The sequence below is a fragment of the Bacillus sp. AF62 genome (assembly GCF_050312695.1).
Lineage (GTDB): Bacteria > Bacillota > Bacilli > Bacillales > Bacillaceae_G > Bacillus_A > Bacillus_A cereus.
The window spans coordinates 72,514-96,126 of sequence record NZ_JBNPJZ010000093.1; the positions used below are offsets into that span (position 1 = coordinate 72,514).

Here is a 23,613-nt window from a genome sequence, read left to right on the forward strand (position 1 = left end):
TAATGTGCAGGAAATGAGCTCAAAAAAATATCCCTCTTTAAAAGAGGGATATTTTTTTGAAAATCTATTCTGTTTTAAAATGAGATACGAGTTGATCTAACTCTTCAACTGTTTGTTTCATTTTTCCAGCAGTTACTGCCATTTCATTCATAACGATAACTTTTTTTTCAGCAGATTGTGCCGTTGCGGCAGTTTCGCTGGATACTTCAGTCGAGATAGAAGCGATGTTATTAAGTGAAGCGTTCATTTCTTCAGCACTTGCAGCCATCTCTTCAGCAGTTGCTGATATATCTTGCATTTGAGTAGATACTTTATTTACTTGTTCTACAATTGTTGAGAAAGAAGTACCAGCTTCACGAATAACATTAATGCCTTCAAATGCTTCAGAACGGCCTTGAGACATCATAGAGCTAGCAGTCTCTGTATCATTTTGAATTTGATGTAGTAATTGATTAATGTCTGTTGCAGCTGTTTTAGATTGTTCAGCAAGTTTTCGAACTTCGTCAGCTACGACAGCAAATCCTTTTCCTTGCTCGCCAGCACGAGCTGCCTCAATAGAAGCATTTAAAGCAAGTAAGTTTGTTTGCTCAGCAATATTAGAAATAGATTGTACAGCAGTATCAATATATTTCGTATGAGTGATTAGACGTTCAACCACTTCTGACGTAGCATTTACAGCTTCGTGTATCGTTGTCATTTGTGAAACAGATTTTTGGATAACGGTACTTCCATCGCTAGCATGTTCAGATGTGGCAACAGCAAGTTCCGCTACAGATGAAGCAGATTCAGCAATACGCTGAACACTTACTGCCATATCGTCCATTGCAGTTGAACTTTCTTCCATACTAGAAGTTTGTGATTGAATACTTGCATTTAAGTTAGACATCGAGCTTTGGACTCTTACTGTCGCCTCACGTGATGTATTCGTTTTTTCTAGCATATTTTCAGAAGCAGTTTGTACTTCCACTGATGTTTTTTGAACACGATTAATGATATGTTGTAGGTTTTCTAACATTTTATTAAATGATGTTGCGATAGCACCGATTTCATCGTTGCTATTTACTTGTAGACGTGCCGTTAAGTCACCTTCTTGAGAGGCTAATTCTTTTAGCTTCGTGTCAATTTGTTGAATTGGTTTCACAAGTTTACCAGAGAACCACCATGCAAGAATAATTGCAGCGACAATACAAATAACGAGTGATAAGAAAATAACATATTCGATTAAGAGTGCAGATTGGTCAATTTTTTCAATAGATTGTTCACGTAATTTAGCTTGTTCATTACTGTAATTTGTGAAGTCACCAATTACTTTATAGACAGTTCCGTTCTCTGAAGAAGCTACTTGTAAAGCTTCTTCCCATTTTTGTTCTTTTGCAAGAGTGAATACTTTTTCCTCAACGAACTTTCTCCAAGTAGACCCTAATTCCATTGTGCTTTTTACGGACGAAGAAGCATTTGGATTAGAAAGAAGTTTATCTTTTGAATCCTCAAGACGTTTACTCATCTCATTAAACTTGTCTAATTCGACTTGATCATGTTGTAGTAAATAACCTCTTAGAGCAGAGAGCTGTACTTGATAAGCGTCTCCACGCTCTTTTAATTCTGTTGCCAGTGGAGAAATTTCTTTTTGTAATGTTTCAGCTTTACGAGATTGGTCAATAGCAAAAAATAAAATAAATGCTAAGGCGATACCGAATAAAGCGCAAATCGTTCCCATCATGAACATAAGTTTTTTTCTGATACTTACAAAATTCATATGATAAAAAGCCTCCTTTGTCAAATCTTAGTATTAGAATTAATAAATGTAAAAAAATTGAAAGAAAGCTTTACTCCAGTTGGAATAAAGCTTTCTTATTTCCTTTAGGAATTATAGCAGACGGAATGAGAGATAGAAAGAGATATTTTAAAGTGAAAAAAGAGAGACTGTAAAACTTGCTTTCCTATACCTTTGAGTTCGTGTCATTTTCACTTTAAGCGTTTGTTTTGAAATGAGAAACGAGAACTTCAAGTTCTTGTACGATTGTTTTCATTTCAGATGATTTGTTAGCCACGATACTCATTTTGTTTACTTGATCACCAGCCGAATGTGCTGTTTGTGATGTTTCTGCAGCAACTTCGTTTGAAATAGAAGCGATATTATTTAAAGCTGCATTCATTTCTTCAGAGCTTGCAGCCATCTCTTCAGCAGTTGCAGACATTTCTTGCATTTGCGTAGAGACTTTGTTAATGTGGTTAACAATTTCTGAGAATGAAGATCCGGCGGTACGAATAACCGTAATTCCTTCAGAAGCCTCTGCTTGACCTTGTGTCATCATGTCATTTGCTATTTTTGTATCAGCTTGAATTTGATGCAGTAAATGGTTAATGTCAGTTGCGGCTATTTGAGATTGTTCAGCAAGTTTTCTAACTTCATCGGCAACAACAGCGAATCCTTTGCCGTGTTCACCAGCACGAGCTGCTTCAATAGAAGCATTTAAAGCGAGTAAATTTGTTTGCTCGGCGATATTCGAAATAGATTGAAGTGCAGTATCGATATGATTTGTATGTGTAATGAGTCGCTCAACTACTTGTGATGTAGCGTTAACGGCTTCGTTAATTGTATGCATTTGTGTAATAGATTTCTCAATGACTTTATTCCCATTATCTGCTTTTTCTGAAGTTGTGACAGCTAAACTAGTAACAGAAGACGCGGACTCAGCGATACGCTGAACACTCGTTGCCATGTCATCCATTGCGGTTGAACTTTCTTCAATGCTAGAAACTTGTGAACGAATATTGTGTTCAAGAGCATTCATAGTTTCTTGGGTCCTTGCGGTATTTTCCATAGAAGCGGTTGTTTCGATAAATACATTTTCGGAAGCTTCTTTTACACTTGTTGATGTTTGTTGAACTTGTTTTATTATATGCTGTAAGTTAGTGAGCATTTGATTAAAGGAATTTGCAATGTCACCAATTTCATCTTTACTCGTTACGTGTAATCTAGCCGTTAAATCTCCATCTTGAGAAGCTAATTCTTTTAACTTCTCATCAATTTGTCGAATTGGTTTAACGAGTTTACCAGAGAACCACCATGCTAATAAAATAGACGTTAATGTACATGTAATGAGTGAGAAGAAAATAATATATTGAATAAGTGATGAAGAAGACTCGACATCAGCAATTAATGCGTCACGTTTCTCATTTTCTTCATTTGTATATTTATTAAAACGACCTAAAAGATCATTTACATAATCTGTTTGTGCTAAAGCAATTCTAGATGCTTCGTCCCATTTTCCTTCACGCGCAAGAGGGAGTACCTCATTATCTATGACGCTACGCCATTTTCCTCCCATTAAAATGGCTTCTTTCATTCCTTCTGGGAGCTTTTTGTCACTTGTTACTTTCTCTCTAGTATCAGCTAATTTTTTCCCTTCTCGGTTGAACTTATCTAATCCTTTTTGATCATGTGATAGCAAATATTCTTGTAAACCAGCAACTTGTCCTTGGAACCAATCGCCACGTTCTTTTAAAATCGTCGCTCTTTTCGATACATCATTTTTTAACGTTTCGATTTCACTTGCTTGATTCATGGCGAATGAAAGAATAACAATAAGAGCAATGCTAAATAAAGAAGAAATGCTTAAGAGTGTGAACAGTAGTTTTTTTCGAATACTAACATATTTCATCGTTACCCCTACCCTCATTTAAACTGTTTATTATGATTTATAGATATTTAGAACGAAATTAATAAAAACATTATTATGAAGTTATTAATCTGTTCAATAAAAATTATAGCAGATAATGGAAGGAGTCAGATTGGTATTAGAAAAAGTTCTTAAAATGTATACATTTGCATATCATAAAATTCATAAATAAATATTAGAAATGCTATTGAAATTTGAAATGACATCATGTATACTTCTAATTAGTTGATAACGATTATCAGTATCAACTAAAAACATTACTCTTCGTTATGTTGGTCATACCCCTTTTTGACGACGTAAGTCAGAGACGAAATGTTGAAATATCTTGTGTCCTATTCTACAGAATTATGGTAATCTCCAACCTCAACTTATATGCGTGAGCATGCAAAAAGGATCCTATCCGTGAAGGGATCCTTTTTTGCATGCTGTCGCAATTATTGTATATAAACCAGGGATACGTTCTTCGATTCCTTCTGGTGCAGTAGAAGGGAAGACCCATCTTTGATGAGATCCATGTTCTTCAACTAGTTTTTCAATTTTAAAACGTTCTTCCGCAAGTGTTGTAATGATTTCTCCTAGCGTCCAGCGACGGATGGTTGTTTTAGGTAGCGATTCTTTCTGTGCTTCTGTAAGAAGGATGCTATAAGCAACATCATCTTCAATTAATTCTTCATCGAAATAATTTCCACTTGCTCGAAATGATGGATGGTCTACTCCTAATAGCTTTGTGTATATTGGATGGTAATCGCGAAGGATAAGTATCCCACCTGGCTTTAGTAGTTGAGAAATTTTTTTGAAAAGTGGTTTTAAATCTAGAAAGTAATGAAGTACACCAAGCTCCAGTAATACGATATCAAATGATTTGGAGAGATTTACATCTAGTACATCAGAAACGATGTAATGAATAGAGACGTCTGCGGCGGCAGCAAGTTCATTTGCATATTTTGCATTACTTGCTGAAATATCAACAACTGTTACGTCAGAGCCTAAAAGGGCGAGAGCAACAGCTTTATTTCCTTTTGAGCCGAGTAAATTAATAATACATTTTCCTTTTGGAGATTGTATGTAAGGTAAATAATGTGCTACTTCGCGTGTGGGATCTTCCATGATTTTTTTCGCATAATCAGCTGGTGCCCCGTGGCGATTCGTCCAAGCTTCATAAGCAGCTGTATTCCAGCTTTTTTCATTTATAGTGCTTAGTTGTTTTTGGTTCAATGTTATCACTCCTTTTGTGAACGTATAGGTATTCGGCGGGAGGATGGGATTTCCTTTTCGTTCTGGATAAAAGTTTGATTTTTCTGTGATTAAGTCGTAAAATACTTGTTATACGTAAAAGCGTTGAAAAGGAAAAGTAGGATGAACACATTCTTTCCAGAGAGCTTCGGTAGCTGAGAAGAAGCAAGAATATTCATTTGAACAATGGCCTTTGAGCTTCGTCCTGAACTTATCAAATGATAATAGTAGGCGGCGACGAGAGTTGGTACTCGTTATCAAAACCACAGTATAAGAGCATAGAGCTCCGTACTTGTTAAGGCTAATTATGTGAGTGATTGGCGAAATAAGGTGGTACCGCGACTGTTTATACAGCCCCGCCCTTATCTTTTTTAAGATAGGGGCGGGGCTTTTTATATTTTAAAGGAGGAATATAAGATGAGTATTTTTATTGGAGGCGCTTGGCCGTATGCAAATGGTTCGTTACACCTTGGCCATATTGCGAGTTTATTACCTGGAGATATTTTAGCGCGTTATTACAGGGCAAAAGGTGAGAATGTGCTGTATGTTTCAGGGAGTGACTGCAATGGAACACCGATTGCAATTAGAGCAAAACAAGAAGGTGTGACAGCAAAAGAAATTGCTAATAAGTATCATGAAGAATTTCAGCGATGTTTTCGTGATCTCGGTTTTACGTATGATTGCTATACACGTACCGATAGCGAGCATCATCATGAAACTGTTCAAAAAGTTTTTTTACGTTTATTAGAAGAAGGCTATATTTATAAAAAAACAGTGGAACAAGCGTATTGTGAAACGTGTACGCAGTTTTTACCGGATCGTTATGTTGAAGGAATATGTCCATATTGCCATGAAGCAGCAAGAGGAGATCAATGCGATGCTTGTTCTGCTATTTTAGATCCTCTTGATTTGTTAGAAAAGAAATGTAAGTTATGTGGTAGTACGCCATCTGTAGAGGAAACAGAGCATTTCTATTTTGCATTGCATACATTTCAGGAGCAAATTAAAAAAGTTGTAGAAATCGCAAAAGAAAAAGGAACATGGCGTGATAATGCAATTCAATTAACGGAAAGATACGTAAAGGAAGGGTTACAAGATAGGGCTGTATCAAGAGATTTACCAATCGGGGTATCAATTCCAGTGAAAGGGTATGAAGATAAAAAAATTTACGTATGGATTGAAGCAGTGGCAGGATATTATTCAGCGAGTAAACATTGGGCTGAAGAAACAGGAAAAGATGATCAAGAGTTTTGGAATAGCGATGCGCAAACATATTATGTACACGGCAAGGATAATATTCCATTTCACTCCGTCATTTGGCCAGCGGTATTACTTGGAATAGGGGAAGAAGCAATCCCGCGTCATATCGTTTCGAATGAATATTTAACAGTTGAAAAAAGAAAATTATCTACAAGTAAAAACTGGGCAGTATGGGTACCTGACATATTAGAACGCTATGATCCAGATTCTATCCGTTACTTCTTAACAGTAAATGCACCAGAAAATCGTGACACTGATTTTTCATGGCGTGAATTTATTTACAGTCATAATAGTGAATTGTTAGGAGCATATGGAAACTTCGTGAACCGCACATTAAAGTTTATTGAAAAATATTATGATGGCACTGTACCAAAGGGGACTATTGATATAGAGCTGAAAGATAAAGTAGAAGGATTATATAAAAATGTAGGAGAGGCGATTGAGCAAACTAAATTTAAGGTGGCGTTAGAGACAATATTTGATGCAGTACGTTTTGCAAATAAATATTTTGATGAAAAGCAGCCTTGGAAACAAAGAGAAGATGATCCAGTTTCGTGTGAAGAAACGATTTATAACTGTGTGTATCTTATCGCTAATTTTGCAAATCTCCTTGAACCGTTTTTACCATTTTCAAGTGAAAGAGTTAGAAGCACATTGTCGATTATTAAACGAAATTGGAAACCGCAAAATACGTTGCCAAGTAGAATTGATAGCGTGCAGCCACTATTTGAGCGAATCGATGTAAAACAAATTGAGCATGAGATAGAGAAGTTATATGGAGCGGTAAAATGAGAGATAACAAAAGACCTTTCAAGTAAATGAAAGGTCTTTTGTTATGCAGTATGATTCTCTTTCTTATCTTTCAAAAAGAAAAGTACGGCAAGGATTACAAGAATAATAGCTGCGATATCATACGTTATTTTAAATGTAGTATTAAAGTTTAAGTATTCTACGAAAGGAGTTTTCACTGCTCCTGCATATATACAAACGGGAATGAGAAGTAAATCGTGAAATTTCTTTTCTTTCATATATCTTATTAGGAAGAAGATACACATAATAGCAAAAAATACGATGCTTAAAATAGTCATTTATACCTCCAGATAAATTTACTTATTTTAATTGCAGTTATATCTTTTATATAAATTCTGTATTTTTTCAAGCGCTATGCACGCGATTGTGTTTCCTTTCTTTCCTAGCTGTAAGCAGCTGAGGAGTGAAAATCCCAACCAATATAAAAATAATACCAATCCACTGCATGAATGTTACGACTTCATGTACAAGTGTAATAGAAGCGATAATAGCAGTTGGTAATTCAGCTGCACCTAGTATTGTACCAAGTCCGGTTCCTACTTTCGGTACGCCAATTGAAAAACAAATGACAGGTACAACAACGCCGAATAATCCGAGGAAGAAAGCATATTTCCATAGACCGGCTTGCAGGGCACCATCTGTTAAAAAGGTTGGTGGGAAGAATAGACATACGATAAGAGTCGCACTTGTTGTCATGAGAAAGCTTTTCGTATAAGGCGGAACATCTGTAGCAACGCGTCCGCTTGCAAAAACATAGAATGAAAAAGAGACTGCAGCTAATAGTCCAAAGATAATCCCTTTCGTAGAAAAACTTTGTCCGAGGCCTTCAAATACACCACCTGCAAACAATGTACCAGCAAATAAAATAAGGATAGATATGATCTTATCGCGGCTTGGAAAGGTTCGATTTGCAATCGCTTCGATAATGACACCAATCCAAGTGAACTGAAAGAGTAGGACGACAGCGATAGATGCGGGTAGTTCTTCTACAGAAATAGCGTAGAAAATCCCAGTCATACTCATTGTTGTTCCGACGGTTAGTAATGAAAAGAATTGTTTTTTGTTACCTTATGACGTGAAAAGAAAAGAACGAGTAGAAATAGTCCAATCCATCCGAAGACATATTGTCCCCCTAATAGTTGATGTGCTGAAAATCCATTTATGAATCCGAGTTTGAAAATAGTTGAAAGTATGCCGTAGCTGCAAGCACCGAATAAAACGAGCAATGAATATTTAAACTTATCCATAAAAAATCCTCCTTTTAAGTAATAAAAAACGCCCGCTATCCAAATAAGGATAACGGGCGAACGAAACAGAGTAAGACACTCTACAAAATTCCGCCACTCACACATGAAGTATGAGTTTGGGGTATGTAATTATAGTGAATGTTACATTGCTTTTGGGAATACAATGGAGCATTTTACACCTTGAGCTGTGTTTTGTATCCCGTAAGGAAACTGATGTTTATCTAATATTTGTTTCACGATATATAATCCAAGACCACTACCTTGTACTAAACCGTGTTTATCAGGGTTTGCGCGATAGAAAGGCTCAAATAAATGAGCAAGTTTATCTTCATCAATTTGTGAACCTGTATTCAATACTTCTAATGCGTAACCGTTTGGTTTTTCATAAAGCTTTATATATACGTGTTGATGGTCAATTGTATAATGAATTGCATTTGAAATAATGTTAAAAATAGCAGTTTGAATAAATTTAGGATCAGCTAAAATTTGTACGTCGTGTTTAATATTAGATTGTACATTTAATTGTTTTACAGATACAAAGTAATCTACTTTCTTCATAACATCCTCAATAATATTAGATAAAGAAATGACTTCTAAATTCGGTTTAAATTGAGGGTTTTGTATTTTGGATAATTCCGACATTTTTTCCGTTAATATGTTAATGTCTTGCATCATCTCGTAGGAACGTTTCAAATACTTATCTCTATCTTTATAAGCTCCAATTCCGTGAATCATGCCATCTAGTTGTCCCATGACGGCTGCGATTGGTGTTTTTAATTCATGGGATACCATAGACATAAATTCTTTACGAGATTGTTCTAATTGTTGTTCTTTCTTGAGCTCATTTCTTAAATCTTGATTGCTTTCATGTAAATTCTTCACAATATTTGGTACTTGTGAAGCAGCTACTGACAAATTAAAATCTGTTTGATCTGTATTTTTGTTAAGTAGCTTTTTATCTGAGAAATCAAGATTCATAATATCTTTTAAAGCATCGCTCATATATTGAAAAGGTTTAGCAATTAGTTTTGCGTACATTAAAGATCCGAGTAGAGATAATGCAAGCATTGTCGCGCCAACCTGTGGAGCTAACTGCTGCAACGCATCTGCTAACTTTGGATTATCATTTGTATCATTTGTTTTACTTGCTGCATTTTGTGTATGTAAGGCATCATTATTAGCGGCTTTCTTTTCTGCTTCTGTAAGCTGATTAGAAGTGCTATTTTCCCCCGAAAGGTTTTGTGTATGTTCTTTTGCCTTTGCAGTTTGGCTAGGCTGCAAAAGGTGATTGATAGCTGTAGAAAGAGATTTATAATCTACAATAGAAGATTGGAAATTAGAAATGTTTCCCTCTGACACAGCTTTATTTTGATTCGTTTTACTTTGATCGTTTTGCTTATCTGAATCCGCCTGTTCTGTAGTCGGCGTTCCATTTTCTTTCACAAAACGTTCTTTATCGTAGTTTGAAGCTAGAAAGTAAATGATTTGATAAAGACAAAGTGATAAAAGAATACAAAATAATAAGGTTTTGATGAAAATATTTTTGGTGATGTTGTCTTTGCTACGATTCGATTTTGTAGCCAATGCCTTTCACCGTTTTAATATAAGGAATTCCTAATTTTTTTCTTAAGTTTTTAATATGTGTATCTATAACTCTTACATCACCATAATGTTCATAGCCCCATACCTTATTCAACAAATCACTTCTTGATAATACTTTTCCTCGATTTTGCAGTAAAGTATAAATAATTTCAAATTCTTTTGTTGTCAATTCAATTTGATTACCATGAACATAAGCTGCATATGCTGTAGAATTTAACATCAATTCATGGAATTGTAGTATAGTTGCAGCTTCTGCTTCCTTTGTTGCTGCCCTTCTTAATACAGCCTCTACACGCTTAATAAATACGGTGTAATGGAACGGTTTCGTAATATAGTCATCAATACCTAACTCAAATCCTTTAATTTCACTTTCTTCATTATGTAAGCCAGTTAACATAATGATTGGTACATCAGATTGTCCTCGCATAATTTTACAAATACTATAGCCATCTATATCTGGTAACATTACATCGAGGAGGACAAGATCGTATGAATTTTTTTGGAAAAGAAGAATACCTTCTGTTCCAGCACCAACTACATCAACAGTAAAGTTTTGTGCCATTAGAAATTCACGAATAAGTTCTTGTATATCTGGGTTGTCTTCAATCACCAGTATATGCGTCATAGTAACACCTCCTAAATAACGCTTTTTACTGCAATATTCGAATTCATCATTTTTCGAGTGACTCAGATTGTTTATACATATAATAAGCCCCCGCTATAAAATAATAATAAAAGTAGCAAGGGGAATAGTTTAGTGTTACTGATTAGTTCAGAATTACAGTAGTTCTATTATAGTATGTATTATAAAATTTATAAAACATTATAACTGTATAATTTTAATATCTACGTTTATCAATGTTTGGATATTAGCTAATCAAATCTATTCCTATTATATATGTAAATACAGTTGTTTTGCTACTGTAAATGAATAAATAAAATAAGCCAAGACATAAAATTCTTGGCTACACATAAATCTTGTTTTTAGGCTATTTTACAGTGACAGTAGCTTGTTGCTGAACGCGCTCAAATAACCAGTGTATATCATTATTATACATACGAATACAACCAAGTGTTGTCCATTTGCCGATTGCTTGATTATTGTTAGTTCCGTGAATCGCATAAGTTGTTCCGTAAGTTCCTGCCATATTTAATCCAAGCCAACGGTCACCAAGTGGATTACGTGGATCGCCGCCTTTAATTTTGCCTGTATAATAAGGGCGGTTTTTAATTTTATTTACGATTTGAAAAGTACCTTTAGGTGTAGGCGTTGCAGCTTTTCCAGTAGCGACAGTAAAACTTTTTATAAATTTTCCATCCTGATAATAATCCATTTTATTTAACTGAGTGTCTACGATTAATTGATCTTTCGTTGTAGCGGCCTCTGCGCTAGCGAATGGAAGAGTTAAAAATCCTAATGATAATAGTGCGCTTAATAATAATTTTTTCATTGTTATTCTCCTTTTACGATCGTAATAGTCTTACATACAATGAAGTTGTAATCCTCGTAATGCTTTATTTACATTTTCATCTAATGTTTCAAAGAATGTAGTGATTTTGCTGTTGTGTTTGTTGTTTTTATCAATAAGTAATCTTTCGTTTAATAAAAGCTCGCCACGTAGTCCAAAACTTTGAACTTGAATATTTAGCTCATCTTCATTTTCAGAAATAATTGGTAAGAAATAGTGAAAAGCTTTCGTTGGAATGATGTAGCTTTTGCCAATCATGCTTTCTTGGTTTGAGTTAGTCCATTTTTTCGTGACAATTTTAATATTCTTTTTTGAAACGATAAAAGATAGTGTTGTAGATTTTGTTAAACTTACGTCAAATTCACTTGTTTCACATATGTGTAAATTAAAAACGGTTTCATTTTGATGAGATTCAACATTTGTATTAATAAAATCGTGCATTTTATATGCTTCCATTTCGTATTCACCCTTTTTTCAATTTCGAAAAACGACTTATATTTATTCAAATTAATGCTTAGTCATATATTAGTTAAATTTTTCAACAAATTCCGATATAATCTTACAATACGTATATGAAGCTAATATGAAGTTAGCATGAGTTTGTGGTGGTTTTTTATTGAGAACAAAATAAGAAAGGTTTTTCAGTGTTAAAAAATGGATAAAATTTGCATATTATTAATGCGTCTTTTTGTTATTTCGACTTAAAAAATGCTTTTAACTACTTAATAAAGAACGGAAATCATTAGTGTGACCCTTACAAAAATGTAATAAAAATGTAAGCTATTGTGATAGTTATTTCGACAATTTTTTTATACAATAATAGTAAGAAGTTGTACGTGATTGAAAGGAGAGATGACATGGAATGGATTCATGAATTATTTCAGCAATACGGGTACTATGTTGTACTTGTAGGTTTGCTATTAGAATATATTGCACTTCCGTTTCCGGGAGAGCCAACGTTAGCATATGCGGGATTTTTAGCACATAAGGGTGATTTAAGTTTACCGATTTTAATTATTCTATCCTTTATTGGGACAAGTGTAGGAATGACGATTCAATACTTTTTAGGAAATAAATTAGGTATGCCTTTCATTCAAAAGTATGGGAAATACGTATTTTTAACACAAAGAAAAATTGACTTAACGAGAATGTGGTTTGATAAGTATGGGTACTTCTTAATTTTTATTGGTTTCTTTATTCCTGGTGTACGTCATTTCACAGGATACTTTGCAGGAATTATTAATTTACCATTCCGTCGTTTTGCCATTACAATTTATTCAGGCGCTCTATTTTGGGTATCATTCTTCTTAATCGGTGGTTACTGGTTAGGTGGAAACTTACATGATATCTTTGGAGTGCTAGAAGGTCATATCGGTAAAATCATTTTTGGAGTTATTGTGATTGTAGCGGTTACGTTAGGTATTCGTTTCCGTAAGCAGTTAAAACGAGTATTACTACAAAACGCAAGCTAATATGAAATCCATTCTATGTCAGAATTTAGGAAGGCAGTGCAAAAGCACTGCCTTTTTTATTTTATTTTTAAGACTATGTTTAATGTACATTTTACATTCTTTATAGGAATTTGATACAGGATAAGAAATAAGTATCTTGTCAATTATTATAGTCGTAATGACAATTATAATTGACAAAAATAAGGATATTATTTACAATTTTAATTAAATAAATGAAAAAGAGGGAAGACATGAAGCTTCAAAATCGAGTGAGGGAATTGCGAGCAAAGCATCGTTTATCACAAGGGGATTTAGGAAAAGTGATTGGATCATCACGGCAAACGATTAGTTTAATTGAACGTGGGGATTATGCACCATCTATTGTATTGTCGTTAAAAATCGCACAAATTTTCAATGTACCGGTGGAGGAAATATTTACGTTAGTGGAGGGGGAAGAGGATGATGAAGAGTAAGCGAAAAAAACAATTTGATTCTGTGGGGAAAATAGCATTAAGTATGATAGGAGGCTTTTTAACGTCTTATATAGCTTTAAATTTACTCTCGGATGAACCGAGAAAATTATCATCCAATACATTTATAGGTATATGTACTATTTTTGGAATTTTAATGATGTACTATACTTGGAAGAATACACGTATGTTAGCAGAGGCACGCGATGAAGAAGAGAGCGTACAAGGCAGAAAATTAGGCATTATAAGTATATATTTACGTGTAGGTGATATAGTTACGCAGGCATGGTTTGTATATGCAGTTATTACATGTAGACGTGCACTGTTGCAGGATACAAATGTTTCATTTGCGGTGTGGAATTTAGTAGCTTCTATTGTTTGTTTAACTACTGTAGTAATTATCGGACTCATAACAAAAAATCGTTATAACAAGCTATATCCTGAACAAGGTGTAACGTATATGGAATCTATGAAAATGTGGACGAAAAATGCAGATGAAGGATTAAAGCACATTGTGCATGAGGCTGGATATAAAGCGTATGAATTTACGAATACAATATTGGCATATGTATGGTGGGCTGCCGTTATATATACAGCTGCTAGTAATATCGATTTTGTGTTAATTGGTTTAATCTCATTTATTTGGATATTGCATCTCGGGAAGTTCATGTACGAAATGCAGAGAAAAATGATTTATTAAGGGGAGAAAAAGGTGGATATTTTAAGAAGGCCAGCTGGCTCAATGACAGTGGCGCTAATTCTGTCCATTTTATACGGAGTAATCCGAACTGGGAAATTAGAAGTAATTTTGAACCTATGGGCAATAGTTGGAATTTCATTGTTAGTGTTAGCCATTCATGAGCTAGGACATGTAGTATTTGGTGTAATAGGTGGTTTAACATTTAAATTTATGACAGTAGGACCCATTACTATTCAAAAAGAAAAGGGAAAATTACGTATTCGAGAGAATAAATTATGGGCGTACTTTGGAGGCGTTGCAACACTAGTACCACCTTCTATAGAGACACCGAATCTTTCGAAAAAATGGGCGTGGCTCACTTTAGGTGGATCGATTACGAGTTTACTATTTGGTATTACTTCCGGTTACATATACATGGTGAGTTATTATCAATATCTTTTATATTTTTCCTTTTTCCATTTTGCAATCTTTGCGGTTACAATTGTGCCAATAAAAGGAATGCTTATGAGTGATGGGATGCAATTTCTTATTTTAATTAAAGATGATGAAAGAGCTAGAAATCACTTATATGAGATTCAAATATCGAGTGAGTTATTTAGTTATAAAAGACCGAAAGATTGGGATGAAAGATTAGTAGAATTGAGTGAGGAGAAAATAAAAGAGAATAAAGGGATAAGAGAGATAATGAGTAGACTTATGCTCGTCTTTTTTGCTCGTGCAGATCAAGAGGGAATGGAAAGAGCGATACCGTATATAGAACGAATTGTTCAACTACCTGTAACGAAAGAAAATAAGTTTTTCGTTAGTAGTTTTCATAGTTGGTACCTTTTATATAAAGCTCTTTATCAGATGGATAGTCTTTCGTTGCAAGAAGCAAAGGAACATGCAAAGGCTATTACAAAAATGGACCTAAGTGGATATTACCGTACACAAGGAATTATTAAATATGTAGAGGGCAATATGGAAGCGTCCCGTACTTATATGAAGAAAGCTGATCAAGAATTAAAGAGCGCCGAGAAGAGTGAAATGGGATATTTACAATTAGAAAGAGAATGGTTTAAGCAGCTGAAAGAGAGGGTATCTTACGATGGGTGAGGTATCCTCTTTTTTATATGTCATCTTATGCCGTTCCATAAATAGCCTAGGGCGAGTAAAATGAGATAAGAAGAGCAAAGCTTGGAGGAAGTAAATATGGAAATTTTATCAATTATTTTGATAGTCTTGCTCATTTATGTTGTTTTTAAAGTGGCATATGTAGCATTAAAGATACTCGCGATCCTATTAATTATCTTTTTAATCGTAGAGTTCGGCAGTAAGTTGCTTGGGGGATAGGGTATGTTGTGCGTTTTGAGTGTCGAAGGATGTCGGTAAATCGATATCCTACGTCGAATCGTTGATATAATGAAAAAATCGTTGATATAAGTGGAGAAACGATCGATATATTTGAAAAATCGTTGATATATTTTAGTGAATACGAAGTGGGGTATGTGGAAAAGAAGTTGCCGTGAGGGTAACTTCTTTTTATCGTGATGCGGGGATATGCAAACCAACATAAAAAAGCTGGAAGAGTATCTTCCAGCTTAAGAGTTACTTTCAATTTGGCGGCCGCTATCTTCTTCATTGTCTTGTAATAGGTTGAATACGTCTGCTAGGCAGAATGCAATGAACCAAGTCCATAGACCGTGGAAGAAAGCTGAGCTTAATTGAAGTGGTAATGTATAGTTTGTCATTGAGTAGGAAATACATCCACCAACGATTCCGATCATTGTTAATAACATTGTTTTTTGAGCATTTTCTTCTGGATTAAAGAGGAAGTAAATGTATCCGCCTAAAATTGAAGCGCTTACAAGTGTTTCGATTCCATTAAAAATGATATTCTCTCCAAGCTGTGTGTTTGTCCAGAAGCAGATTATTCCGCCGATAATAGCAAACAGGACAGCTATTGTATATCGTATATATTGATTCATATGTTCATCTCCTTATGTAATAAGATGATTTGGAAGTCAAAAAGGTAGGTATAGTATATTGAAGTGAGTTTTAATTGTACGTATCTTTTTATAAAAAGATCATTGAAGAGTAACTAAGATGATCGGTTGTTTAAACCGTTACGTGTATGGTGTCTGAAATATACCCGACTGCTCGTTTCTTTTTGCTTGTAAAATAAGAGAAACTTCCAAGTCTATATACTCTTTTTTTGTGAGTCTGCTTTCATTATAACACATTTAGAGACATAATAATAGAATTATCTGATTTTGTAATAAGTGTAAAAAATAAAAAGCGCAAGGAAATACCATTAACGGTGCAGTTTAGTGGAAGAAGGATTTTAATTTATTATGATGAAATATGTAATCAAGGTGAGATCTAAGAAGGAGGCTTAAATACTATAAAAAATGTTTTATAGTATGAATGTAAGGGAGGAGAGCTAACTTGGAGTTCACAACAGAAAGATTAATAATTAGACCTTTTAAGAGTACTGATTTACAGGATGTATTTGTTATTTATAATAGTGATGATACATGTAAGTTCCTATTACATAATAAGTGGACTCATGAAGACATGCAGAAAAGATTTAATAAGAAGTTAGCAAATAATGTACTTACTAAAGAATCAATATTAAGTTTGGCAGTTATATACAAAACTAAAGTAGTTGGTGATTTATCCGTATGGTACACAAATATGAAAGACACTGTTGAGATTGGTTATAGTTTTTCAAATGAAGTAGCTGGGAGAGGTTTGGCGACAGAAGCAGTAAGTAGTTTGGTATTGAAATTATTTAATGAATTTAATGTACATCGTATACAGGCTAATCTTGATGCACGTAATACAGCTTCACAAAAATTGTGTGAACGAATAGGCATGAGAAAGGAAGCCCATTTCATACAAGATTTTTGGAATAAAGATGAATGGACAGATAGTATTGTATATGGGATGCTATCCTCCGATTTGTAGTAATAAACTTAGTGATTTTATTATGCTAAAAGGTACGTGAGTTGAATAACAAAGGGCATAACATATTATATATGACTAATATGTTATGCCCTTTAATTTATTAACCTTTTTTATATGCGTTTGAAACGGCCGACAATTTCAACTGTTTCAGTAATGTTCATAAATGCTTTGTTATCCACTTGACGGATAATACGTTTCATTTCGCCTAACTCATAGCGAGTCACGACAGTGTAAATCATTTTTTTCTTATGGTTTGTATAGCCGCCGACAGCGTCTACCATTGTCACCCCGCGTATGCCGTGATGTAGTAGTGCGCTTTTTATTTCCTCACCTTTTTCTGTAACTGTCATTATCGTTAATTTAATATGTTTCGTATGCACAGCATCGATAACTTTGCTGACTACAAACCGGCTAATTAACGTATAAAGTGTAATATCCCATCCGAAAATAAAACCTGCTGCAACAAGTAAGACTAAGTTGAATACAAAGATGATTGCTCCAATTGAAATATCTCGATGTTTCGCTACAATCAATCCAACAACATCAAAGCCACCTGTTGAAGAAGCAAATCGGAATATGATTCCGGAAGCTGCTCCGCAGATTACACCACCGAATACAGAAGATAGTAAAATATCGTCTGAAACCTGGTGTACAGGGATAATGTTCATCGCTAACGACGATACAGCTACAAAGTAAGCTGTTAAAAAGGTTGTCTTCTTGCCTAAGTAAAAGTGACTTAAAATAAGAAGAGGAATGTTTAGTAAAAAGATAAGTGCACCGATATTGTAGTGCATTAAATAACCGATAATCATCCCTACACCAGCGAATCCACCGCTAATCATGTTATGCGGGATAAAAAACATATTCATAGAAATTGCATACAAAATAGAAGCTATAAAAATAACAACCAACTGTATCATAAATTCTAAGTGAAATGTTTTAGCTGCTGGGAAGGATAAAAAGGCGGTGTCGGGAACGTAATCGGCGTCTCCTAGTTGACCCATAGTATGTTTCATCTCCATATTCATTTTTGATTACAAGAAGAGAATAAAGGTTTTTTCAAAAACTGGCAATAGTTTTATTATAATGCAAAAATTTTATAAATTTCTAATAAATCAAGCCTATTCATTGATGTGTGTGAATATACTAAAGAAAGCGAATACAACGTTTCTTAATTATTATTTTCTTGAGAAAATATGCAAAATACTTTTTTTGAAAATAAAAGGAAATAGAGAATGTTTGCCTAATGTGCTAAAATGACCTTATTAAGGATGTGAAGCGATGGAATTTTTATTGCAGGATGCAATTCTATATATATCGTTTGTAACGACGGCACTTTGTTTATTAGAAGTTTTCTTCCTTGCTAATGTTTCTCGCTTTGTGCGTCAACAAGCATCAAGCGGTAGACAAAGAGCTTTTGCGCTAGTTGATACATGTGAAGATAGTGCGGGAAATGTACCGCTATTTTCTATTTTTTATAAATATGGAATGATTCGTTCTGTACGCAGACAAGAATCAAGTGAAGAGAATGACGAGGTCGGTCCGTATACACCAATGTTTCGCTAAATAATTACGAAACATTGGAGGAATGAACATGTTAAAATCATACCGAGCTGTGCTCGTTAGTTTATCATTATTATTTGTTTTTGTTTTATCTGGTTGCAGTAATGCAGCCCCAATTGATGCACATAGTACTGGGATTTGGGATCATTATTTTGTATATCCAATCTCGTTTATGATTCAATTTGTTGCTCATCATATACCTGGAGCTAGCTTTGGGATTGCTATCATTATTATGACGCTCGTTATTCGTTCAGCAATGATTCCATTAGCTGTTTCGCAATATCGCAGTCAAGCGAAAATGAAGAAAATGCAACCTGAATTGCAGAAGTTAAAGAAAAAGTACGGTGATGTAAGCAAAGACCTTGAAAAACAAAAGCAGTATCAAAAAGAAATGTCAGAACTAATGAAATCAGGCGGTTGGAATCCACTTGCTGGTTGCTGGCCATTATTAATACAAATGCCGATTTTCTCTGCTTTGTATTATGCGATTAGCAGAACGGAAGAGATTCGCACATCTTCGTTTTTATGGGTGAACCTAGGACATGCAGATCCATATCATATATTACCGATTATTGCAGCGTTAACAACATTTATTCAGATGAAAGTTTTCCAATCGAATATTACACCTGGAGAACAAGTACAGATGCTAAAGATGCAGCAAATTATGATGCCGGCAATGATTCTATTTATGGGGTTTGCGGCGCCATCAGGACTTGTGTTGTACTGGATAACAGGTAACTTATTTACAATGACACAAACAATTGTATTAAGAAAAATAATGGAACGTGAAGAGTTACAATTACAAAAAGCATAGAGAAACACCGCTCATTACGAGCGGTGTTTTTTTGTCAAGTCGTTAAGGAAATGTTAAGAAACCGACATTACTATAGGCATTGTATACGAAAGTGTACATGCATTAGAAATATGAAGGAGGAAATTTCCTATGAAGAAGAAAACAGTTGGGTATTTAGCGATTGCAGGTGCGTTATCATTCGGAATCATTGGAGGAGTCGGCATTCCGGCATTCGCGGCAACGAATACTCCAGCAGTGGATCAGCCTGCAAAAACGGCGAAAAAGGATTTGGATGACGCTACAAAACAAAAAGTAAAAACAATTATGGACGATACAAAGAAACAGTTAGAGAAACTAGGTGTAAAGCTTCCAGAGAAAGAGAAGCGTAAAGACATGTTTGCAGGATTAGATGAACAGGCGAAAGAAAAAGCGAAGTCAATTTTAGAACAAGAAAAATCTGGAAAACTAACACATGAACAAGCAAAAGAGGAATTAACAAAGTTAGGCGTGAAAATGCCTGAGAAAGGTAAGCGTGGAGACATGTTTGCTAACTTAGATGAACAGGCGAAGGAGAAAGCGAAGTCGATTTTAGAGCAAAAGAAATCTGGAAAATTAACGCATGAGCAAGCAAAAGAGGAATTAACAAAGCTAGGCGTGAAAATGCCGGAGAAAGATAAACATGGAGACATGTTTGCTAACTTAGATGAACAGGCAAAAGAGAAAGCAAAGTCAATTTTAGAGCAAAAGAAATCTGGAAAATTAACGCATGAGCAAGCAAAAGAAGAATTAACAAAATTAGGTGTGAAACTTCCAGAGAAAGAGAAGCGTGAAGATATCTTTGCGGGATTAGATGAAGCAACAAAAATAAAAGCAAAAGCGATTTTAGACAATGAAAAGAAACAATTAGAGGCATTGAATGTTGATTTACCGCACCATAAGTTTTTTATGAAAAAAGAAGATAAATAATTGAATGAAGTCGTATCTTTCGTGTGGGCAACCGGAAGGTACGTGCAAGGGCCGATTTCTATAAGTAGAAATCGGTCCCTTTTAATGAGGCATTGAAATTCTTTTTATTGTTAGTATGTATCCGAAGACGCAGTAGAAGATTGCAAAACCGATAAACACTTCCGTATATTGATATTTACCCAATACGTAGAAGGAAACAGCTGGTATAATAGCTACCGCTAAAATGCTATAACCAGGATACTTGTTTCGATACATGATAGCGAATAGAACAGAGAGAAACGTAGCGATGATACAAAAGACAGCGATCATTATTGGTACACCTCCTAAATGAATTATACCATTTTTAGGGAATTAGAGAAGTTTTGTATCTTCTGTTATAATATAAGAAGAGAAATATTTCCTATGTTATATAAAAAAATATTGATTTTTTCTAACAATTCAATATAATGAACAATAACTACAAAATTCGACATCAAGAAGTGATGATGAGGACACGATTAATTTTTTACGATTCTCAGAGAGGGAAGCCTTTGGCTGTGAGCTTCCTAATACGGAAAAATGGATTACCACCTCTGAACTGCAGCAGTGAACGAACATCTAGTAATTGCTTGCCGGCAAAAACCGTTATTTAGACTTGAGAAATTGGTGAAGTATGTTACTTTACGAATTGAAACAAGGGTGGAACCACGAATACAACACTCGTCCCTTTTTTAGGGAGGAGTGTTTTTTTATTTCATTTTTGCATCACACTAGGATTGGAAGGAGGATACGCAGCATGCATCATGATGAGAAGAACAAAATTGGTTTAACAGTAGCACTTTCTATCGTAGTAGGAACGATTATTGGATCTGGTGTGTTTATGAAACCAGGGAGCGTATTAGATTACTCGGGGAGTTCTAATATGGCCATTCTTGCTTGGGTAATTGGTGGTTTGTTGACGTTAGCGAGTGGTTTAACAGTAGCTGAAATTGGAGCGCAAATCCCGAAAAATGGTGGGTTGTATACGTATTTAGAGGAGATTTACGGAAGTTTTTGGGGATATTTATCAGGCTGGATGCAAACAATTGTTTATGGACCAGCTATTATCGGAACATTAGGTTTATACTTTAGTTCTTTAATGATTAATTTTTTCTATTTAGATAAAGTATGGAACTTACCAATCGCAATCGGAACAGTTGTGTTCCTTGGCTTTGTAAATAGTATGGGAACAAAATACGGAGGTATCGTTCAAACAATCACGACAATTGGGAAAATGATTCCGATTGTATTAATTGTCGTGTTAGGTTTCTGGAAAGGGAATAGCGATATCTTTAACGTAGTTGTGCCGATATCAGAAAATCAAAGTATCGGTATGGCAATTTTAGCAACGTTATTTGCTTATGACGGATGGATTTTACTTGCTTCGATTGGCGGAGAAATGAAGAATCCAACAAAGTTATTACCGAAAGCAATGACAGTTGGGATTTTAATTGTAACAGCTGCATACGTATTAATTAACTTGGCGTTATTAAATGTATTACCAGCAGCGAAAATTGTAGACCTTGGAGAAAATGCGACAGCGACAGCTGCGGGTATGTTACTTGGAGAATATGGCGGGAAAATTATTAGTATCGGTATTATCGTTTCTATTTTCGGCTGTTTAAATGGAAAGATTTTAACATTCCCACGTATTCCAATGTCTATGGCGGAACGTGGACAACTTCCATTTTCTAAGTTTATTGCAAAGGAAAGTCCGAGATTTAAAACACCAGCAAATGCGATTACTGTTGAAATCATTTTAGGGATTATTTTAATGATTATTAGTGATCCAAATAAGCTATCTGAGATTTCCGTATTCATTATTTATATTTTCTATGTAATGACGTTTATTGGTGTCTTCATTTTAAGAAAACGTAATAAGAATAAAGAGCGTGCATATAGTGTGCCGTTATTCCCAATCGTACCAATCATAGCGATTTTAGGTTCGCTCTTTGTAATTGGTAGTGCAATTATCAATGATCCGGTAAGTTGTTTCTTATCAATTGGAATTGTCTTTACGGGACTTCCGGTGTATTGGTATTTAAATAAGAAGAAAGAAACAGAATGATGGAAGGGTAGGCGTATAATACGCCTACCTTTTTTACTGTAAAAAAATTATACTTGCGTCCACTTTCTATTTTGGTTACTATAGTCGTGGTAATCAAAATAGAAAGCGTGGGGAAAGACTTGAATTTTCGTGTTTATATTTTAGCTATCGCGGCTTTCGTAGTCGGAACGGTTGAGTTAATTATAGGAGGAACGCTCGATTTAGTTGCCAATGATTTAGGAGTATCTATTAGCGCAGCTGGTCAGCTTATAACAATATTTTCGGTAGTATTTGCTTTGTCAGGTCCAGTTTTATTAGCTGTGACAGGGAAGTTTGAAAGAAAAACATTGTATGTTGGAGCACTATCGATTTTCTTAATCGGAAATATTATTTCCGCATTTAGTGTGAATTATGGAATGCTAATGTTCTCAAGGGTTATTTGTGCGGCGAGTGGTTCATTAATTATTGCACTATCGGTAACACTTGCGTCTAGTGTAGTAGAACCGCATTTTCGTGCGCGTGCAATTGGAATCATTTTTATGGGAATTAGTGGATCACTTGTACTTGGAGTACCGCTTGGTCTTGTACTCGGAAATGCATACGGATGGCGTGCACCATTTGTATTGATTTCTGTATTAACAGTTATGGCAATAGCTTGTATTTCAATGTTCTTAACGAAAGTACCACCGACATCGGTATTATCAATAAAAGAACAACTTGCTACTTTAAAAGATAAAAAAATTGTAAGTGCACAGTTAACATCATTTTTGTTTTTAACGGGGCATTTAACATTGTATGCATATTTAACACCGTTTTTAAAAGATGTCATGCATGTTGAAGCAAACTGGATTAGTGTGTTTTACTTTATTTTCGGAATCGCAGCAGTAATCGGCGGCGGATTCGGTGGATGGCTTGCTGATAAATGGGGATCGAAGAAAAGTATTATCTCGATTATTATCGTATTTGCATGTGCAATCTTCATGTTGCCATTAATGACATTCTCATTCCCGCTCTTCATCATTATGATGGGACTTTGGAGTATGCTGAGCTGGGCGATTTCACCAGCACAGCAAAATTATTTAATTGAAATTGCACCGGAATCAGCTGGTATTCAGCAAGGTTTAAATAACTCTGCGCTTCATTTAGGAATTGCACTCGGTTCAACAGTAGGCGGAGTTGTTATTGAAAAATCATCTGTTATATATAATGCTTGGGTAGGCGGTGGCTTTATTATATTAGCACTGCTTTGCGCGATTTTCTCGATTACGAGAGGACGCTCTACTCAGTTCGTGAAAGAAGAATCTATCGTTTGATAGGTTCTTTTTTATTTGTAAAAAATTGCAGGTTTTAGT

The 23,613-nt window shown here is 35.0% G+C and carries 23 protein-coding genes, 1 pseudogene and 2 other annotated features; of the genes and pseudogenes, 12 read left to right on the forward strand and 12 right to left on the reverse strand.

The annotated features are described in order from the left end of the window. Positions 1 to 64 precede the first annotated feature (64 nt). The 3 genes from ACQRBL_RS25025 to ACQRBL_RS25035 all read right to left on the reverse strand — a co-directional run bounded on the left by ACQRBL_RS25025 (position 65) and on the right by ACQRBL_RS25035 (position 4,898). Complete coding sequence (locus ACQRBL_RS25025) at positions 65 to 1,756, reverse strand: methyl-accepting chemotaxis protein (RefSeq protein ID WP_001012193.1); 1,692 nt, start codon at positions 1,754 to 1,756, stop codon at positions 65 to 67. A 214-nt stretch (positions 1,757 to 1,970) separates the two neighbouring features. After that, complete coding sequence (locus ACQRBL_RS25030) at positions 1,971 to 3,665, reverse strand: methyl-accepting chemotaxis protein (protein WP_000878450.1); 1,695 nt, start codon at positions 3,663 to 3,665, stop codon at positions 1,971 to 1,973. A 414-nt stretch (positions 3,666 to 4,079) separates the two neighbouring features. Continuing rightward, positions 4,080 to 4,898, reverse strand: a complete 819-nt coding sequence (locus ACQRBL_RS25035; protein WP_001072247.1) for a class I SAM-dependent methyltransferase — start codon at positions 4,896 to 4,898, stop codon at positions 4,080 to 4,082. A 114-nt stretch (positions 4,899 to 5,012) separates the two neighbouring features. Continuing rightward, positions 5,013 to 5,283, forward strand: a binding site (T-box leader). 50 nt (positions 5,284 to 5,333) lie between these two features. On the opposite strand from ACQRBL_RS25035, the gene metG reads away from it, so the two are divergent. Further along, entirely contained in the window at positions 5,334 to 6,968 is a 1,635-nt protein-coding gene (metG, locus tag ACQRBL_RS25040; RefSeq protein ID WP_411996037.1) for a methionine--tRNA ligase, read from the forward strand. 41 nt (positions 6,969 to 7,009) lie between these two features. Here the strand turns inward: metG and ACQRBL_RS25045 are convergent, their stop codons facing one another. From ACQRBL_RS25045 to ACQRBL_RS25070, 6 genes and pseudogenes are all read right to left on the reverse strand, one after another. Continuing rightward, entirely contained in the window at positions 7,010 to 7,264 is a 255-nt protein-coding gene (locus ACQRBL_RS25045; protein WP_000154128.1) for a hypothetical protein, read from the reverse strand. Positions 7,265 to 7,331: 67 nt separating this feature from the next. Further along, positions 7,332 to 8,233, reverse strand: a pseudogene (locus ACQRBL_RS25050) (EamA family transporter). A 141-nt stretch (positions 8,234 to 8,374) separates the two neighbouring features. Continuing rightward, entirely contained in the window at positions 8,375 to 9,817 is a 1,443-nt protein-coding gene (locus ACQRBL_RS25055; protein ID WP_000201967.1) for a sensor histidine kinase, read from the reverse strand. Then, positions 9,795 to 10,460: a response regulator transcription factor gene (locus ACQRBL_RS25060; RefSeq protein WP_000148833.1), complete on the reverse strand. Its 666-nt coding sequence runs from the start codon at positions 10,458 to 10,460 to the stop codon at positions 9,795 to 9,797. The genes ACQRBL_RS25055 and ACQRBL_RS25060 overlap by 23 nt, the downstream gene beginning before the upstream one ends. 364 nt (positions 10,461 to 10,824) lie before the next feature. Next, positions 10,825 to 11,286 (reverse strand): L,D-transpeptidase, encoded by a 462-nt coding sequence (locus ACQRBL_RS25065; RefSeq protein ID WP_000735058.1) that lies wholly within the window; start codon positions 11,284 to 11,286, stop codon positions 10,825 to 10,827. A 30-nt stretch (positions 11,287 to 11,316) separates the two neighbouring features. Beyond that, positions 11,317 to 11,760 carry a DUF3978 family protein gene (locus tag ACQRBL_RS25070; protein ID WP_000388762.1) on the reverse strand — a complete coding sequence of 148 codons (444 nt, stop codon included), beginning with the start codon at positions 11,758 to 11,760 and terminating at the stop codon, positions 11,317 to 11,319. 401 nt (positions 11,761 to 12,161) lie between these two features. Here ACQRBL_RS25070 and ACQRBL_RS25075 point away from each other — a divergent pair, with 401 nt between their 5' ends. The 5 genes from ACQRBL_RS25075 (at position 12,162) to ACQRBL_RS25095 (ending at position 15,257) form a co-directional block, all read left to right on the forward strand. Next, the gene (locus tag ACQRBL_RS25075; RefSeq protein WP_000454754.1) at positions 12,162 to 12,776 is read left to right on the forward strand and encodes a DedA family protein; all 615 of its coding nucleotides are present in this window, start codon (positions 12,162 to 12,164) and stop codon (positions 12,774 to 12,776) included. 230 nt (positions 12,777 to 13,006) lie between these two features. Next, a complete protein-coding gene (locus ACQRBL_RS25080; RefSeq protein WP_000776173.1) occupies positions 13,007 to 13,228 on the forward strand; it encodes a helix-turn-helix transcriptional regulator in 222 nt (73 codons plus the stop codon). Continuing rightward, positions 13,218 to 13,925 carry a DUF3169 family protein gene (locus ACQRBL_RS25085; protein ID WP_016110907.1) on the forward strand — a complete coding sequence of 236 codons (708 nt, stop codon included), beginning with the start codon at positions 13,218 to 13,220 and terminating at the stop codon, positions 13,923 to 13,925. Before ACQRBL_RS25080 ends, ACQRBL_RS25085 begins: the two co-directional genes overlap by 11 nt. 42 nt (positions 13,926 to 13,967) lie before the next feature. Then, positions 13,968 to 15,020, forward strand: a complete 1,053-nt coding sequence (locus ACQRBL_RS25090) for a hypothetical protein (protein WP_411996052.1) — start codon at positions 13,968 to 13,970, stop codon at positions 15,018 to 15,020. A gap of 96 nt (positions 15,021 to 15,116) precedes the next feature. Then, on the forward strand, positions 15,117 to 15,257 hold the full coding sequence (locus tag ACQRBL_RS25095; RefSeq protein ID WP_000404758.1) for a DUF3985 family protein: 141 nt from the start codon (positions 15,117 to 15,119) through the stop codon (positions 15,255 to 15,257). Positions 15,258 to 15,505: 248 nt separating this feature from the next. On the opposite strand, the gene ACQRBL_RS25100 is transcribed toward ACQRBL_RS25095, so the two are convergent. Beyond that, positions 15,506 to 15,892 carry a DUF3938 domain-containing protein gene (locus ACQRBL_RS25100; protein WP_065485684.1) on the reverse strand — a complete coding sequence of 129 codons (387 nt, stop codon included), beginning with the start codon at positions 15,890 to 15,892 and terminating at the stop codon, positions 15,506 to 15,508. 460 nt (positions 15,893 to 16,352) lie between these two features. On the opposite strand from ACQRBL_RS25100, the gene ACQRBL_RS25105 reads away from it, so the two are divergent. Beyond that, positions 16,353 to 16,874 carry a GNAT family N-acetyltransferase gene (locus ACQRBL_RS25105; RefSeq protein WP_000397315.1) on the forward strand — a complete coding sequence of 174 codons (522 nt, stop codon included), beginning with the start codon at positions 16,353 to 16,355 and terminating at the stop codon, positions 16,872 to 16,874. 110 nt (positions 16,875 to 16,984) lie between these two features. Here the strand turns inward: ACQRBL_RS25105 and ACQRBL_RS25110 are convergent, their stop codons facing one another. Next, a complete protein-coding gene (locus ACQRBL_RS25110) occupies positions 16,985 to 17,878 on the reverse strand; it encodes a YitT family protein (protein ID WP_000530043.1) in 894 nt (297 codons plus the stop codon). Between the two features lie 277 nt (positions 17,879 to 18,155). Here ACQRBL_RS25110 and ACQRBL_RS25115 point away from each other — a divergent pair, with 277 nt between their 5' ends. The 3 genes from ACQRBL_RS25115 (at position 18,156) to ACQRBL_RS25125 (ending at position 20,196) form a co-directional block, all read left to right on the forward strand. Continuing rightward, on the forward strand, positions 18,156 to 18,440 hold the full coding sequence (locus tag ACQRBL_RS25115; RefSeq protein WP_000394930.1) for a hypothetical protein: 285 nt from the start codon (positions 18,156 to 18,158) through the stop codon (positions 18,438 to 18,440). A gap of 28 nt (positions 18,441 to 18,468) precedes the next feature. Then, entirely contained in the window at positions 18,469 to 19,251 is a 783-nt protein-coding gene (yidC, locus tag ACQRBL_RS25120) for a membrane protein insertase YidC (protein WP_000920524.1), read from the forward strand. Between the two features lie 129 nt (positions 19,252 to 19,380). Further along, on the forward strand, positions 19,381 to 20,196 hold the full coding sequence (locus tag ACQRBL_RS25125) for a hypothetical protein (RefSeq protein WP_000730854.1): 816 nt from the start codon (positions 19,381 to 19,383) through the stop codon (positions 20,194 to 20,196). Positions 20,197 to 20,277: 81 nt separating this feature from the next. On the opposite strand, the gene ACQRBL_RS25130 is transcribed toward ACQRBL_RS25125, so the two are convergent. Further along, positions 20,278 to 20,505 carry a hypothetical protein gene (locus ACQRBL_RS25130; protein ID WP_053563416.1) on the reverse strand — a complete coding sequence of 76 codons (228 nt, stop codon included), beginning with the start codon at positions 20,503 to 20,505 and terminating at the stop codon, positions 20,278 to 20,280. A 164-nt stretch (positions 20,506 to 20,669) separates the two neighbouring features. Next, positions 20,670 to 20,906: a binding site (T-box leader), on the forward strand. A gap of 65 nt (positions 20,907 to 20,971) precedes the next feature. Between ACQRBL_RS25130 and ACQRBL_RS25135 the strand changes: the two genes are divergently transcribed. Both ACQRBL_RS25135 and ACQRBL_RS25140 read left to right on the forward strand, forming a co-directional pair. Next, positions 20,972 to 22,282: an APC family permease gene (locus ACQRBL_RS25135; protein WP_000546307.1), complete on the forward strand. Its 1,311-nt coding sequence runs from the start codon at positions 20,972 to 20,974 to the stop codon at positions 22,280 to 22,282. A gap of 107 nt (positions 22,283 to 22,389) precedes the next feature. Continuing rightward, positions 22,390 to 23,574, forward strand: a complete 1,185-nt coding sequence (locus ACQRBL_RS25140; protein WP_411996053.1) for an MFS transporter — start codon at positions 22,390 to 22,392, stop codon at positions 23,572 to 23,574. The last annotated feature ends 39 nt before the right edge of the window (positions 23,575 to 23,613 follow it).

Bases quoted from the DNA above. Each gene is read 5' to 3' on its own strand.
- ACQRBL_RS25025 (WP_001012193.1), bottom strand. From the start codon at position 1,756: ATGAATTTTGTAAGTATCAGAAAAAAACTTATGTTCATGATGGGAACG.
- ACQRBL_RS25030 (WP_000878450.1), bottom strand. From the start codon at position 3,665: ATGAAATATGTTAGTATTCGAAAAAAACTACTGTTCACACTCTTAAGC.
- metG (WP_411996037.1), top strand. From the start codon at position 5,334: ATGAGTATTTTTATTGGAGGCGCTTGGCCGTATGCAAATGGTTCGTTA.
- ACQRBL_RS25045 (WP_000154128.1), bottom strand. From the start codon at position 7,264: ATGACTATTTTAAGCATCGTATTTTTTGCTATTATGTGTATCTTCTTC.
- ACQRBL_RS25060 (WP_000148833.1), bottom strand. From the start codon at position 10,460: ATGACGCATATACTGGTGATTGAAGACAACCCAGATATACAAGAACTT.
- ACQRBL_RS25065 (WP_000735058.1), bottom strand. From the start codon at position 11,286: ATGAAAAAATTATTATTAAGCGCACTATTATCATTAGGATTTTTAACT.
- ACQRBL_RS25070 (WP_000388762.1), bottom strand. From the start codon at position 11,760: ATGGAAGCATATAAAATGCACGATTTTATTAATACAAATGTTGAATCT.
- ACQRBL_RS25075 (WP_000454754.1), top strand. From the start codon at position 12,162: ATGGAATGGATTCATGAATTATTTCAGCAATACGGGTACTATGTTGTA.
- ACQRBL_RS25080 (WP_000776173.1), top strand. From the start codon at position 13,007: ATGAAGCTTCAAAATCGAGTGAGGGAATTGCGAGCAAAGCATCGTTTA.
- ACQRBL_RS25085 (WP_016110907.1), top strand. From the start codon at position 13,218: ATGAAGAGTAAGCGAAAAAAACAATTTGATTCTGTGGGGAAAATAGCA.
- ACQRBL_RS25090 (WP_411996052.1), top strand. From the start codon at position 13,968: ATGACAGTGGCGCTAATTCTGTCCATTTTATACGGAGTAATCCGAACT.
- ACQRBL_RS25095 (WP_000404758.1), top strand. From the start codon at position 15,117: ATGGAAATTTTATCAATTATTTTGATAGTCTTGCTCATTTATGTTGTT.
- ACQRBL_RS25100 (WP_065485684.1), bottom strand. From the start codon at position 15,892: ATGAATCAATATATACGATATACAATAGCTGTCCTGTTTGCTATTATC.
- ACQRBL_RS25110 (WP_000530043.1), bottom strand. From the start codon at position 17,878: ATGGGTCAACTAGGAGACGCCGATTACGTTCCCGACACCGCCTTTTTA.
- ACQRBL_RS25115 (WP_000394930.1), top strand. From the start codon at position 18,156: ATGGAATTTTTATTGCAGGATGCAATTCTATATATATCGTTTGTAACG.
- yidC (WP_000920524.1), top strand. From the start codon at position 18,469: ATGTTAAAATCATACCGAGCTGTGCTCGTTAGTTTATCATTATTATTT.
- ACQRBL_RS25125 (WP_000730854.1), top strand. From the start codon at position 19,381: ATGAAGAAGAAAACAGTTGGGTATTTAGCGATTGCAGGTGCGTTATCA.
- ACQRBL_RS25130 (WP_053563416.1), bottom strand. From the start codon at position 20,505: ATGATCGCTGTCTTTTGTATCATCGCTACGTTTCTCTCTGTTCTATTC.
- ACQRBL_RS25135 (WP_000546307.1), top strand. From the start codon at position 20,972: ATGCATCATGATGAGAAGAACAAAATTGGTTTAACAGTAGCACTTTCT.